Raw genomic sequence first — 14,072 nt, 5'->3', positions numbered from 1 at the left:
CAACTACGGTAGCCAACGCGGCGGCCGGCGGGGAGCCTGAGCGCGGACGGAGTTGCCGCAACCCCCGGCCTGGTCACTTTCGGTAGTGATCTGGTGCGCCGGGTGTCAACGCCGGGCCGGGCGAAACACGAGCCAGGCCATCGCCACCGCGGTCACGGTGGCGGCGGCCAGTGCGCAGGAAAGCACACCGGTCACGGTGCGTGGCGCGATCAGCGCGGTGGCCAGCGCCAAGCCGGCGGTGGCCACCCACAACGGGGCGGCCGGCCACCGGGCGGCCGTCGCCACCCGGTCGTTGACCAGCATGAACACCACCGCGTAGAGGGCGCCGGTGGCGGCGAAGAGCGGTGCCGAGCCGGCCAGGTGCAGATAGTCGGCGCCACCGACGAGCCGGAACGCCAACTCGCCGCCGATGGCGGAGGCGGCGACCAGGACCGCCCCACAGGTCAGGATCAGCGCCAGCGCCACCAGCCGGGCGCGGCGATCGCCCCGGGCCAGCCGGGGCAGTACCAGCAGCGTGACCACCTGCGGGGCCCAGAGCGCACCCTTGGTCAGTACGGAACCGACCGCGTAGGCACCGGAGCTGGCGGCGGGTAGCAGCTGGCGGGCGAGGATCAGATCCGCGTACGAGATGGTGAGCATCGCCAGCGTCGCGCCACACGCCGTCATCACCTGCCGGGCCGCCAACTGCCGTGAGACGCCCGTCGCGTCCGGCTCTTCTCCGGCGGTCGGCCCGGTGACCCCGGCCGGCCCGGCGGCGTCGGCGGCCGGCCGGGTGGCCGGGCCCGGCGGCGTGGTCGTCGGTGGTGCGGTCGCTGCTAATGCGGGAGTTGGTGGTGCGGCGAGGCGGGCCAGCAGCGGCAGCGCGAGCAGGCCGGTGAGCGTGCCCAGCAGCAGGCAGGCGACCGGTCCCCGGCCGAGCAGGAGACCGAGGACCAGCCCGCCGTAGCGGCCGGCGGCCAGCACGGTCATCGCGACGGCGAGCCGCAGAAAGCGTTGGTCCCCCTGCAACTCGCCGAGCCAGCGACCGCTCAGCACGGTGGCGAAGGTGCTGGCCGCGAGGAGCAGCGTCAGCGCGACCGGCAGCCGCAGGGCGATCGTCAGTACCGGTGCCGCGGCGACGGCGACCGCGGCGGTGAGCGCTGCGGTACGCAGGCCCAGCCGGCCGGCCCCGCCGCCACCACCCCACCGGGCACGGTGGGCGGCCACCGCGATCTGTAGGCCGAACCCGGGCACCGCGGCGATCGCCCCCAGCGCGAGCACCGTCGCCAGCGCGCCCAGGTCGGCGGCGCTGAGCCGACGTGCGCCCAGCATCGGCACGACGTACGCCAGTGCGTTGGTCACCAGGGTGGCCACGGTGACGGCGACGCCGGCCGCGCCGAACCGCACCCCCGTGGCGTCCCTGCCCGCCGTCTGCGTCATGTTGCTCGCTACTCGGGCTTGGGTGCGGGATTGCCGATCGCGATCTCGTTGGTGCAGAGCGAGACCTCGCCCCCGGTCACGGTCAACTCCACCGCCTCGCCACCTCCGACGATCCGGAAGAAGCGTTGGTGCAGCCCCTTCCTGACCGGGAACTCGGCGGTGCCGCCGCCCAACCTCAGCGTTGCCGTGCCGTCAGCCGAACTCAGGTACGCGATCCGGACCACCCAGTGCCAGTCGCCGCGCGGTTCGTGCAGCGGCATCCGGACGGTCTGCCCACTGGTCACCAGGTAGCCGCAGCCCTCCTGCGGTCCGGGCTCGATCGTGCTGCCGACCACGGTGGCCACCTGGATACGCCCGAGTCCGTCGAGGACCGACACGTTATCGGCCTCGTCCACGAAGGTGGGACGGGTGCCGAAGGCCTGGAAGAACCGCGACTGGAGGTTGTACGGCCAGGAGAGGTTCGGTACCACCGCGTCCGGCACCGGTGCGTCGAAGAAGACCGTTCCCGGCGGCGCGCTGGCCATCTCGATCCGGACGGTGTCGATGTACGACCTGCCGGCCTTCGCCGCCCACTCGTCGCTGTACCGCGAGGTGGTCCAGGCCGTGCCCAGGCCGGCGACCAGCAGCACCAGCACCAGCGCGACGTTCACCGCTTCCCGGTAGCGCTCCGGCAGCAGGCCGGGTGCGGGCGGCTCGGCCGGACCGGGCGTCGCCGTCCCCGCCTGCGTGGTCCGGCTCGCTCCGGTCGACGCCGGCCGATCGGGGGCGAGCGAGGGCAGAACCGGATCCGATGTCCGGGCCGGCTCGGAATCCGGACCGGAGACCGGCGGTGGACCGGCGGCCGGATCCGGAGCGGGGGCATCGTCCGGGTCGGGAAGCACCGGTGCCTCCGGTGCGACCTCCGGGCCGGGTTCCGAGCCGGTCTTTAGGTCTGGTTCCGGGTCTGGTTCCGGGTCGACGGGGGCTTCGGCGTGGATGACGCCCGGCCGCGACACCACCCGGGCCGGCTGTACCGACCGCACCGGCATGGGTGGCGTCGCCGGCAGGGTGGCCGGCTGCGCCGGGATCGGTGGCGCGACCCGGTCGGGAGTCTCCTCGTCCACCGGGGGCGGGGAGACGTGCGGCGTCGCCGGCTGCTCGTCGGCGGCGGAGGGCTCGATCCCGCCAGCCGCCCGGGACGTCCGGGCCAGCCCGACCACCGCGACGCCGACGCAGATCGCGGCGACCACGACGACGTCGCTGACGTACCGGGGTACGCCGCCGGCGACCCCGCTGAAGACCGAACCGAGCCGGGTCGCGGCCAGCAGGCCCGCCACCATCAACAGGTACGCCCCGAGCAGCAGCCACACCCGAGCGGAGCTGCGCCGACGCCGTACGGTTGCCACGATCAACGTGACCACGACGACCCAGCCCACCCACGTGCCGAGTTCCGGTGGCGCGGCGACCGGTGCGCCGTCACCGGCCCCCAACCACCGCCACGGCCCGCCGACCAGGCCCGGTACCAGGGTGGACCCGAGTATCTGCTTCAGGAACAGGAACACCTCGGCCGCCGACTCCGGCCGGCGCAGCGAGGACTCCGAACGCCCCAGGTAGGCCGCGAGGAAGCCGAGCGAGAGCGCGGTCAGCAGCAGCCAGGACGGCCACCAGCGGCGGATCGTGGTCCAGAGGCTGCGTACCAGGCCACCCTCGGTGTAGAGGGCGGCGGTCAGCAGGAAGACCAGGGGTACGACCAGGATCGACTTCTCGAAGAAGAGGAGACCGAACAGGACGGAGAGGGCCAGGGTCACCAGGTGCCGCCTGCGTCGGGTCTGCACGTAGCCGACCTGCGCGCCGACCGCGAGCACCATGGCGATCTGCATCGGCAGCATGTTGACCCCGACGGCCCACCAGGAGGTCGCCTCCAGGGTCAACGGGCTGAACAGCAGCACGCCGAGCGGCAGGAGCAGCAGGGCCGACGGGCGCAGCAGCCGGCGTAGCAGGCGCAGGAAGGCGAGCCCGAGGACCGCCTGGCCGACCGCCATGAGCAGCACGTACGGCCAGTAGGCCATGCCGAGGTGTTCGGTGACCAGCCAGGTGAGTAGTCGCCCGCCGGGCATGAAGTGGTTGTTGTAGAGCGTGAAAAGGTGTTCGACGTTCAGGTCGGACTCGGCCGCCTGGGTGACCATCACGTAGTCGTCGGCGGCCAGGAAGCCACGGGACGCCACCTGGGCGCGCCACAACGCGCTCAGCGCGATCATCGCCAGCGCCGCCGCGCGGACGCGGTCGCTGGCCAGCCAGCCGCCGACCCGGCCCGGTGCCACGGCGCTGTTTGCCCCCGTCGATGCCATGGCGGGAAGACTGCCACACCGGTCAGCGCGTCTCCCATCAGGTCAACGGGTGGTTCGGCGGCGGGCGGAGCGGGCGGTGAACGGCCGCGTACAGTGGCCGCCACCAGCGCGGCCGGTCGCCGCGCCCGGGCAGTGGTGAGGTCGACGGATGCGGGAACGGTCAGGGCAGGTCTCCCGGAGACACGCCCTGATGCCGCACGCGGTGGCCGCCGCGGTGACGGCGGTGGTGCTCGCGCCGCTGGCCCTGCCCGGGTACGTGCTGCGCTACGACATGGTCTTCGTGCCCCGGCAGAAGCTGAGCTGGGAGGTGATCGCGCCGGCCACGGCGCTGCCCCGGGCCGTTCCGCAGGACGCGGTGGTGGCGCTGGCCAATCAGGTGGTCCCGGGGTGGCTGCTGCAACGGCTGGTCCTGGTGGCGATCCTCTACCTGGCCGCGCTCGGTGCTGCCCGGCTGGTGCCGACCGAGCGGGTGGCCGTGCGGGCGGTTGCCGCGCTCGGGTACGCCTGGACGCCGTACCTGGCCGAGCGGCTGCTGATCGGGCAGTGGGGGCTGCTGGTCGCGTACGCCGCGTTGCCCTGGCTGGTGCGGGCGGCGATCGGGGTACGGGCGGGCGAGCGTGCCGCCCTGCGCCGGCTGCTGCTGGCCGCGGCGGCCTCGGCGATCACGCCGACCGGCGGGCTGCTCGCGCTGGTCGTGGTGACGGTGCTGGTGGCGGGGCGATATCCGGGTGCGGCCCGCGCGGTGCCGGTCGGGCTCGGCGTCACGGTGCTGCTGAACGCGCCGTGGTTGGTGGCCGGGTTCACCAGACAGGGTGACGGCCGGTCCGACCCGGACGCAGTGGCGGTCTTCGCGGCTCGCGCGGAGAACTGGGCCGGTCCGCTGGTGGCGCTCGCCGGTACCGGCGGCATCTGGAACGGGCAGGCCACCCCGGCGTCCCGGGCCGGGTGGCTGGTGCCACTGGCGACCGTGCTGGTGCTGGCGGTCGCCGGATTCGGGATCCCGCTGCTGCGGCGTCGGTGGCCGGGACCGGTGGTCGGCCGGCTCGCCCTGCTGGCGGTCGGGTCGTGGCTGGCGGCGGCGCTCGGCGTGCTCCCCGGTGGCGCGGCCCTGCTGGGCTGGCTGGTCGCCGACGTGCCCGGTGCCGGGCTGCTCCGCGACGGGCAGAAGCTGCTGGTGCCGTACGCCCTGGCCCTGGCGGTCGCCCTGGCACTGGGGGCGGAGCGGCTTGCCGGGCTGCTGGCGGCCCGGTTCGACGCGGCCACCGGGCGGGTGTTGCTGGTCGGCGCGGCGTTGCTGCCGGTGGCAGTCCTGCCGGACTTGGCCTTCGGCGGCGTCGGGCGGCTCCGCCCGGTGGCCTGGCCGGCGGACTGGGCGATCGTGGCCCGCCTGGTCGACGAGCGGCCAGGTGAGGTCGTCTCGCTGCCGTTTCAGGAGTACCAGAGCTACGGCTGGAACGACGGCCGGGTGGTGATCGATCCCGCGCCCCGGTACCTCGGCGTGCCGGTGCTGATCGACGACACGTTGCGGGTGGATGGCACCGCGGTCGCCGGGGAGGATCCCCGGGCCGCCCGGCTGCGCACGCTGCTCGCCACAGGTCAGCCGGTGGCGGCGGCCGGCCCCCGGTGGGTGCTGGTGCAGCGGGCCGCCGGCCCGGCGCTGGATCCCACGACGCTGGCCGGCCTGCGCCTGGTCTACGCAGGAGGTGAGCTGACCCTGTACGAGAATCCGGCGTGGACGCCGCCATCTGCGCCGGTCCGGCCCGGACCGGTGGGCCTCGCCCACCTGCTGGCCGGAACGGTGGTGCTGGCCATCGGTTTTTCAGGCACTGCGCGATGGTGCTACCGCGTGGTAGCGTCCCGGCACGCGAGTCCCGCGGAAGGAGAAGGTGGATGAGGAACCTGCCCGCGTTCGTCGCCGTCGGGGTACTCGGGATCGTGCTCGGCATGCTCGGCAGCGTCGGTCTGGCGAACGTGCTCAGCCCGTCCGCCAAGGAGGCCGCAAACTCCAAGGTGAGCGAGCAGACCGAGGCCCCGCTGTACGGCACGCGCTGACGTCGAAAGACGATGGGCACCCGCGACCCGCGGGTGCCCATCATCGTGTCCGGCGTCGACGCGTCAGCTGGCGCGGGCGGTCGTCCGGGCCACCAGCTGCGCGAACCGGGCGCCGGTCGCGGCCCAGGTGAACCGGGCCGCGTGGGCCAGCGCGGCCTCCCCCATCGCCTTGCGCCGCACGTCGTCGGCGAGCAGCTCCCGGACCACCGCGGTGAACTCCGGCTCGTCGTCGACCAGCAGGCCGGTCTCGGTGTCGATCATCGCCTCGGCAACCCCACCGGCGTAGCGGAACGCCACCGTCGGGGTGCTGCGCGCCGCGGCCTCCACGATGGTCAGGCCCCAGCCCTCCTTGACCGACGGGGTGAGCGCCAACCAGGCCGAGCAGAGCAGGGCGTGTTTCTCCGCCTCGCTGACGAAGCCGGCGAACCGGATCCGGTCGGTGATCCCGAGCGAGCCGCACAGCGCGCGCAGCGGCTCCTCCCACCAGCCCTGCCCGGCCACCACCAGCTCCAGTTCGGGCAGTTCCCCGGCGAGTTCGGCGACCGTCCGCAGGGCGATCTCCACCCGCTTGTGTGGTACCAGCCGGCCGAGCACCAGCAGCGACGGATGGGGCGTACGGGGCAGCGCCGGGCCGGTAACCGGAGAGGTGCCGTTGGGTATCACGTCGATCCGCTCGGCGTCCACGCCCAACGTGGTCAGCTCGGCCCGGCTCGCCTCGGAGACGGTGACGTAGCGGCACCGCCGGTACAGCCGCACCGCCAGCCACGATTCGATCCACCAGCCCAGCCGGCACATCCACGGGCCGAACACCACCGGCCACTGTTCCCGGTGCACGTGGTGCACCAGCGCGATGACCGGCCGTCCGGCGTAGAGCGGGGCGAAGAACGGCACGCCGTTGCAGACGTCCACGACCAGGTCCGGGCGGCCGAGACCGCGCCGGCTCAGCGGGCCCAGGCCGAACCGGCCGGCGAGGCAGGTCAACGCCGCGCGGAGGTAGACGGTCATCCGCGAGCCACGGCGCAGCACGCGTACGCCGGAGTCGGTGGTGTCGGCCGGGCCGGCATTTTCGTGCGCGGCACAGAGCAGAGTCACCCGGTGACCAGCGGTCACCAGCTCGGCGGCGATCCGTTCCAGGTAGACCTCAGAACCGCCACCCTCGGGGTTGGTGGTGTCGCGCCAGTTGAGGAACAGGACGTGGCGGGAGGGGGTGCCGAAGTTGTCCACGCTGCTCCTACCGGTGAGTAAGTGAGCACGATCGCGCCACCCTAGGGCGGTCCGGCCCGGCAGCGCAATGGGCAGATTCGGCGGCGGCGATCCGATAACGGGTCGCCGATCGGGGGTTTGCCGGCGGGCGGAAACCTTGGCAGGGTGTGCAGCGCAACTGCCCGCGATGGCCGGTGCCCGGAGTTCCGATCTCGTCGCGGCGCGGGTTTGACCTGCGGTGGAGACGTCGTCCGCAGGGGTGACGAGGAGGTGAGGCGGCGGTGGAGGCCGACCGTCCCGCGCCGACGCGCGCCCTGTCCCGCCGTTCGCCGGTGGTGCTGCTCAGCGCCGCGCTGGCACTGTTGCTGGCCGGTTGGGCGGCGGTGGCGTACGTGCGGGCTGACCGGGGCACCCCGACCTGCGTCGAGCAGGTCCGGCTGCGGGTGGCGGCGGCTCCGGTGATCGCGCCCGCGCTCGACCGCATCGCGCGGGCGAACGCGGGCCGCCAACCGTGCGTGTCGGTCGACGTGCAGGCCCGCCGGTCGGCCGAGGTGGCTCGGGAACTCGCCGACGGCGGCGACGTCGCGGACGCCTGGGTGCCGGAGTCGACCTTCTGGCTGCGTCGGGCCCGGACCGTGGGCGCGTTCGAGGTCCCCGCTCAGGGCACGTCGGTGGCGAGCACTCCGGTGGTGTTGGCGGTGACCGATCGGGTCGCCCGCCGTACGGGCTGGCCGGCCCAGCCGCTGACCTGGAAATCGCTGGTCGGCACCCGGGCACGGGCGGTCCAGGTCGGACTCCCCGACCCGGCCGTCGATCCGACCGGGGTCGGCGCGCTGCTCGGCGTCCGGCTGCTGGCCGACGGGAACCGGGACTCGGCCGCGACCGTGGCGGCGACGCTACGCCGTCTCGCCGCGCGGACGTTCAGTCCGGCCGGGGACGCCAGCCCGCTCACCCCGGGCCGTGCCCTGCCCGGCGGCGTCGACGTGGTCGCCGCCAGCGAGCAGGCCGTGCTCGAACACAACGCGTTGGCCGGTTCCGGCAAGCTGGTCGCGGCCTACCCGGAGGTTGCCGTCCCCTGGCTCGACCTGCCGTACGTGGTGCTGCCCGCCGCGCAGGGACGGGCCCGGGACGCCGCCGCGGACTTCCTCGCCCAGCTGCTCGCCGGTGCCGCCCGCGACGTGTTCAGCGGCTACGGATTCCGGACCGCGTCGGGGTTCCCGCCGGCCATGCCGGGCGACGACCGGTTGCAGGTGGAGGAACGCCCGCCGGTGCCGCTGCCGGTCGAGGAGACGGTCACCGACGTGCTGACCGGCTGGAGCGGCGTGCAGCGCAGCGCCCGGATCCTCACCCTGCTGGACATCTCGGGCTCGATGGCCGCCGAGGTGCCCGGCGGTGGAACCCGGCTCGACGCCACCGTCCGGGCCGCCCAGGAGGGCGCGGCGCTGCTGCTCGACAACAGTGAACTCGGCATCTGGGTCTTCTCCACGAAGGTCGACGGGGACCGGGACCACCGCGAGATCCTGCCGGTGGGCCCGTTGGGCGCCCAACGGGAGCGGCTGGCCGAGGTGCTCGCCGGCGTCCGGGTCAAGCCGCAGGGCGGCACCGGTCTGTACGACAGCACGCTGGCCGCGTACCGCGACGCGCGGCGCAACTGGACGCCCGGGCGGATCAACCTGGTGCTGGTGATGACCGACGGACGTAACCAGGACGACGACGGCATCGGCCGGGCCGCCTTCCTCGCCGAACTCAAGCGGTTGCAGGAGCCACGCCGCCCGTTGCCGATCATCTTCATCGGCCTGGGCGGGGAGATCGACCCCGAGGAGTTGGAGGCGATCGCGAAGGTCACCGGCGGACGGGTGTTCGTCACCGCGCAGCCCGGCGGGATGCGCGGCATCTTCTTCTCCGCGCTGGCCGACCTGAGCTGCCTGCCCCCGGAGTGCCGCCGGTGAGCCGGGTGCTCGCGCGGCTGCGCCGGTCGCCCGGCACCACGCTGTCGGTGCTGCTGCTCACCGCGATCGCCTTCGGGCAGCGGCCCGGTCAGGTCACCTTCGACACCAAACTCGACCTGGCCGCCAACCCGATCCACTTCCTGGCCCGGGCGCTGCACCTGTGGAATCCGGAGGCCACCTCGGGGGAGCTACAGAACCAGGCGTACGGCTACCTGTTCCCGATGGGGCCGTTCTTCGCCGCCGGCCAGTCGCTCGGCGTGCCGCCCTGGATCACCCAGCGGCTCTGGACGGCGCTGTTGCTCGTGGCCGCGTTCTACGGGCTGCTGCGGCTGGCCCGGGCGCTGAACATCGGCACCGAACCGACCCGGTACGCGGCGGCGCTCGGCTATGCGCTGGCCCCCCGGATCCTCACCGAGATCGGCGTGCTCTCCTCGGAGACGCTCGCCGCCGCGATGCTGCCCTGGGTGCTGCTGCCGCTGGTCACCGTTTGCCGGATCGGCTCCCCCCGGCGGGCCGCGGCGCTCTCCGCGCTGGCGGTGCTCGGGATGGGCGGGATCAACGCGGCGGTGGTGCTGATGGCCCTGCTGCTGCCCGCCGTCTGGCTGCTCACCCGGCGTTGGGATGCGCAGCACCGGCGGCTGGTCGCCTGGTGGTGCGTCTGCGTGGCCGGGGTCAGCCTCTGGTGGATCGTGCCGCTGCTGCTGCTCGGCCAGTACAGCCTGCCCTTCCTGGACTACATCGAGTCGTCCACCACGACCACCGCGGTGGCCTCGCTGTTCCAGGCGGTCCGCGGCACCAACCAGTGGGTGGCGTACATCGTGCAGGGCGAGCCCTGGTGGCCGGCGGGCTGGCTGCTGATCGACCACCCCGCGCTGATGGCGCTCACCGCGGTGGTGGCGCTGATCGGCCTGGCCGGGCTGGCCGGCAACCTGCTGCCCGAGCGGCGGTTCCTGGTGGCCGGCTTCCTGACCGGGCTGACCCTGCTCACCATCGGCTACGTCGGCGCGGTCGACAGCCCGATCTCGGAACTGGTCCGCAGCCTGCTGGACGGCCCGTTGGCCCCGCTGCGCAACGTGCACAAGCTCGACCCGGTGCTGCGGCTGCCGCTGATGCTCGGCTTCGCGCACGGCGTCGACGCGGTGGCCACCCGGATGCAGCACGCGATGGCCCGACGCCGGCCCGGGATCCGGCTGCGCCCGCTGGTCTTCGTGCCGGTGTTGCTGCTCGTGCTGGGTGCCGCCGCGCCGGCCTGGCTGGGCCTGCTGCGTCCCGGCCCGGGCTGGTCGGACCTGCCGCCGCACTGGCGGTCCGCGGCGACCTGGCTGGCCGAGCGCGACGCGCTGGCCCGCACGCTGGTGGTGCCCGGTTCCGGCTTCGGCCAGTACGAGTGGGGGCGCACGGTCGACGAGCCGTTGCAGGCCCTGGCCGGCGCGCCCTGGGCGGTCCGCAACCAGATCCCGCTCGGCTCGGCCGGCAACACCCGGATGCTGGACACCGTCGAGCAGTTGCTGGCCACCGGCCGGGGCTCCACCGGCCTGGCCGACCTGCTGGCCCGCTCCGGCTTCCGGCATCTGCTGCTGCGCAACGACATCGACCGGACGCAGGTGGACGCGCCACCGGTGGCCGTGCTGCGCCGTGCCCTGGCCGACTCGCCGGGCATTGCCCGGGTGGTCACCTTCGGCACCACCGACGCCCCGTGGCGGGCGTTCGGCAGCCCCGTGGACGGCGGCACCGACGCGCTGCCGGCGATCGAGGTGTACGAGGTGCAGCGCCCGGTGCCGGCGGCCTCGGCGGTGCTCACCGCCGACGTGCCCACGGTCAGCGGCGGCCCGGAGTCGCTGCTGCCCCTGCTGGAGCAGGGTGTGGTGGAACGGGACCGGCCGGTGGTGCTCGCCGGCGACCGGGACGACTCCTTGGACGCGACCGGCGAGGAGTGGATCGTCACGGACGGGCTGCGCCGCCGGGAGCGGGACATCGGGCGGGTCCGGGACAACCTCTCCCAGACGTTGACCGCGAACGAGTCCGGACGGCAGGGCCGGGTCGCCCTCGACCTGCTGCCCTTCCCCGGCGAGCAACACCAGACCACCGCGACCTACCAGGGCGTACGCCAGGTGACCGCGTCCTCGTCGGTGAGCTACGTGGACACCCTCGGCCCGGCCGACCCGTCGCGCCTGCCGTTCGCCGCCATCGATGGCGACTACGCCACCGCCTGGCACTCGGCCCCGCTGATCGGGCCGGTCGGGCAGTGGCTCCAGGTGGACCTGGACACCCCGCGCCAGGTGGAGAGCGTGCGTCTCGCCTTCGTCGGTGACCTCGCGGTGGGCTGGCCGGTGACCCGGTTCCGGCTCACCACCGACCGGGGCTCGGTGGACCACGAGGTCGCCGACACGCTGGGCGGCCACTCGTACTACACGCTGCCGGGGCCGACCAGCAAGGTTCGGGTGACCGTGCTGGCGGTGGCCGGCGGCCGGCTCGACGGCAGCGTCGGCGTCCGTGAGCTGTCCATTCCGGACACCGAGCCGCGCCGGGCGCTGCGCGCTCCGACCGATCTGCCCCCGGACCTCTCCACCCCGGCCAACTGGGTGTTCAGCCGCGCACCGGCCGCCCGGCCGGCGTGCTACCCGACCCCGGCGGCCGGGGCGGACCGCATCGCGACGGGCGGTTCGGGAGGGACCGGAGCGCCGGTGCGGGCGGCCGACACGGTGATCCGCTGCGACCGGTTCCTGGCCCGGGTCGGTGAGGAGCCGCTGGGGCTGGACCGGCTGTTCCGCAATCCGGTCGCCGGCACGTACCGGATGGAGCTGCGCGCGGTGCCCCGGCCGGGCGGCGAGGTGAGGCTGGCCGCCACGGATGTGACGGCGACCGCCTCGTCGTACCTGACCGGGGATCCCGCGGTGGCCGGGTACGCGGCGATCGACGGCGACCCGGGCACGGCCTGGCTCGCCGACACCGGCGACCTGCGGCCCACCCTGCGGCTGAGCTGGTCGGGCCAGCACCGGATCGATCGACTGCGGCTGCGCGGCGCGCAGTCACCGATCGGTTCGCTGCCCGAACAGGTCGAGATCCACACGCCGGGCCGCGAGGTGGTGGCGTCGGTGGGCGCGGACGGGTGGGTCCGCTTCCCGGCGGTGCGTACCGACCGGATCGAGATCGTGGTGCGGGAGACCGAGCACCGGGTGGCCGATCACCGCGGCAACGGCTGGCCCGCCACCGCGGGCATCGCGGAGGTGCAGATCCCGGCGCTGGCGAAACTGCTGAACCCGATCGACGCCGACACCCGGGTGGTCGAACGGTGTGGCGACGGACCGGCCGTCGAGCTGGACGGTTTCCGCTACCAGACCTCGGTCAGCGCCACCCTCGCCGACGTGCTGGCCGGGCGGCCGGTGCCGGTCCGGATCTGCGGCGACGACGGTGCGGTGCTGGACCTGCCGGCGGGCGGACACCGGCTGGCGACCATCCCCTCGGCGGGTTTCGTCGTGCAGGACGCGGCACTACGGCCGGACGACGCCGGTTCCGCCGCGCCCCGGCACCGCGAGGTCACGGTGCTGGACTGGGCGTCGACCGAGCGCACGGTGCGGGTCGCGGCCGGCGGGCGGGCGTTGCTGGTGGTGCCGGAGAACGCGAATGCCGGGTGGACAGCCACCCTGGACGGCGAGCTGCTGGCCGCCACCCGAGTGGACGGCTGGCAGCAGGCGTGGCTGTTGCCAGCGGGTGCCGGCGGTGAGATCCGCCTCGCCTTCGCACCCGACCGGGCGTACCAGGGCGGCCTGCTGGCCGGTGCGCTGACCGCGCTCGGGGTGCTGGTGCTGGCCGCCTGGCCGGTGCGCCGCCGGGCGGTGCTGGACCCGGGCGGGGCGGGTGCGATCCCGGCCGAGGCTCCGGCGTGGGCGATCGGGGCGCTGCTGGTGGTGCTGCTCGCCGCGCTGGGCGGGGTGCTTCCGGTGGCCATCGTGCTGGCCGCGATGCTGCTGCGGCAGTTGGCCGTGCGGGCCCTGCCGGTGGTGGTGCTGGGCGGGCTGAGCGTGGCCACCGGGATCTCGGTGGCCGGTCGGTTGCAGGGGCACGGGCAGGACTGGGCGTACGGCAGCTGGGTGCAGGCGGCGATGCTGGTCGCGATCGGCGCGGTGGTCGCGGCGGTGGTACCGGTCCCCGGTGTGCGGCCCGATCCGCCCATCCCGGATGATGTGACGCCGGGCACACCCGGTGGGTCGCCGCCGGCCGGCGGTCGGGACGAGGGCGGAGACGGGACGGTGGCGCGGTGACGGCAGCGGACGACCGGACACTTCGGGCGGCGCGTCGTCGCTTCGCGACCCTGCGCCGCTCGGTGACCCTGTTCCGCGCGTTCCTGGTCGAGCAGACCGACCCGGATCGCTTCTACGGACTGTTGGCCGTCGACTCGGTACGCCAGGTCGCCGGCTACACCGAGCTGGCCGGTCGTACGGTGCTCGACGTCGGCGGCGGGCCGGGATACTTCGCGGCGGCCTTCCGCGCGGCCGGCGCCCATTACGTCGGGCTGGACCCCGACGTGGGTGACTTCTCCGCGGGCGGCGATTCGGTGGCCGGCATGCTGCGGGGCAGCGGTACGGCGCTGCCGGTGCGCAGCGGCAGCGTGGATGTGGCGTTCTCGTCCAACGTGGTGGAACACGTCGCCGAACCACCCCGGATGCTCGACGAGATGGTGCGGGTGACCCGGCCGGGCGGGTTGCTCTTCGTGTCGTACACCCCGTGGCTGTCGCCGTGGGGCGGGCACGAGACCGCGCCGTGGCACTACCTCGGCGGGCACCGGGCTCGGCGTCGCTACGAGCGACGGATGGGGCGACCGCCGAAGAACCGGTTCGGCGAGACGCTTTTTCCGGTCTCGATCGCCGACACGTTGCGCTGGGCGCGGGGCAACGGCGACATCGAGGTGGTGGACGCGTTGCCGCGTTACCACCCGTGGTGGGCCCGGTGGGTGATCCGGGTTCCCGGCGTCCGCGAAGTCGTGGCCTGGAACTTCGTGCTCGTACTGCGTCGGACCGCCGGGCGACAGTCCGACGCGGTGGAGAAATCAGAGCTGACCGGGGGTCGCGTTGCTATGTGACCAGGTAGTAACCTCGCGGCCATCCCACCGATCGATATCGAC

Annotated in this window: 8 protein-coding genes; 5 read left to right on the top strand and 3 right to left on the bottom strand. The window is 74.0% G+C overall.

The window, feature by feature from the left end:
• Positions 1-105 precede the first annotated feature (105 nt).
• On the bottom strand, positions 106-1,419 hold the full coding sequence (locus ACQPYA_RS30230; protein WP_433530393.1) for a polysaccharide biosynthesis protein: 1,314 nt from the start codon (positions 1,417-1,419) through the stop codon (positions 106-108).
• An 8-nt stretch (positions 1,420-1,427) separates the two neighbouring features.
• Positions 1,428-3,746, bottom strand: coding sequence for a hypothetical protein (locus tag ACQPYA_RS30225; RefSeq protein WP_433530392.1), 2,319 nt, complete (start codon positions 3,744-3,746; stop codon positions 1,428-1,430).
• 148 nt (positions 3,747-3,894) lie between these two features.
• Between ACQPYA_RS30225 and ACQPYA_RS30220 the strand changes: the two genes are divergently transcribed.
• Together ACQPYA_RS30220 and ACQPYA_RS30215 are read left to right on the top strand one after the other, a co-directional pair.
• Positions 3,895-5,640, top strand: coding sequence for a hypothetical protein (locus ACQPYA_RS30220; RefSeq protein ID WP_433530391.1), 1,746 nt, complete (start codon positions 3,895-3,897; stop codon positions 5,638-5,640).
• Positions 5,637-5,798 carry a hypothetical protein gene (locus tag ACQPYA_RS30215; protein WP_158566423.1) on the top strand — a complete coding sequence of 54 codons (162 nt, stop codon included), beginning with the start codon at positions 5,637-5,639 and terminating at the stop codon, positions 5,796-5,798. The genes ACQPYA_RS30220 and ACQPYA_RS30215 overlap by 4 nt, the downstream gene beginning before the upstream one ends.
• A gap of 63 nt (positions 5,799-5,861) precedes the next feature.
• On the opposite strand, the gene ACQPYA_RS30210 is transcribed toward ACQPYA_RS30215, so the two are convergent.
• The gene (locus ACQPYA_RS30210; protein ID WP_433530390.1) at positions 5,862-7,022 is read right to left on the bottom strand and encodes a glycosyltransferase family 4 protein; all 1,161 of its coding nucleotides are present in this window, start codon (positions 7,020-7,022) and stop codon (positions 5,862-5,864) included.
• A gap of 260 nt (positions 7,023-7,282) precedes the next feature.
• On the opposite strand from ACQPYA_RS30210, the gene ACQPYA_RS30205 reads away from it, so the two are divergent.
• From ACQPYA_RS30205 to ACQPYA_RS30195, 3 genes are read left to right on the top strand one after another with little or no spacing between them, the layout of a single operon-like run.
• Positions 7,283-8,950, top strand: coding sequence for a substrate-binding and VWA domain-containing protein (locus ACQPYA_RS30205; protein ID WP_433530389.1), 1,668 nt, complete (start codon positions 7,283-7,285; stop codon positions 8,948-8,950).
• Positions 8,947-13,212, top strand: a complete 4,266-nt coding sequence (locus ACQPYA_RS30200) for an alpha-(1->3)-arabinofuranosyltransferase (protein WP_433530388.1) — start codon at positions 8,947-8,949, stop codon at positions 13,210-13,212. The genes ACQPYA_RS30205 and ACQPYA_RS30200 overlap by 4 nt, the downstream gene beginning before the upstream one ends.
• Entirely contained in the window at positions 13,209-14,030 is an 822-nt protein-coding gene (locus ACQPYA_RS30195; RefSeq protein WP_433530387.1) for a class I SAM-dependent methyltransferase, read from the top strand. Before ACQPYA_RS30200 ends, ACQPYA_RS30195 begins: the two co-directional genes overlap by 4 nt.
• Positions 14,031-14,072 lie beyond the last annotated feature (42 nt).

It is taken from the genome of Micromonospora sp. CA-263727, assembly GCF_050942455.1.
GTDB lineage: Bacteria > Actinomycetota > Actinomycetes > Mycobacteriales > Micromonosporaceae > Micromonospora.
The sequence above is the reverse complement of the archived record's forward strand: the minus strand, read 5'-3'. Positions and strand labels throughout refer to the sequence as shown.

Coding starts and splice junctions, on each gene's coding strand:
- ACQPYA_RS30230 (WP_433530393.1), bottom strand. CDS start 1,419: ATGACGCAGACGGCGGGCAGGGACGCCACGGGGGTGCGGTTCGGCGCG.
- ACQPYA_RS30225 (WP_433530392.1), bottom strand. CDS start 3,746: ATGGCATCGACGGGGGCAAACAGCGCCGTGGCACCGGGCCGGGTCGGC.
- ACQPYA_RS30220 (WP_433530391.1), top strand. CDS start 3,895: ATGCGGGAACGGTCAGGGCAGGTCTCCCGGAGACACGCCCTGATGCCG.
- ACQPYA_RS30215 (WP_158566423.1), top strand. CDS start 5,637: ATGAGGAACCTGCCCGCGTTCGTCGCCGTCGGGGTACTCGGGATCGTG.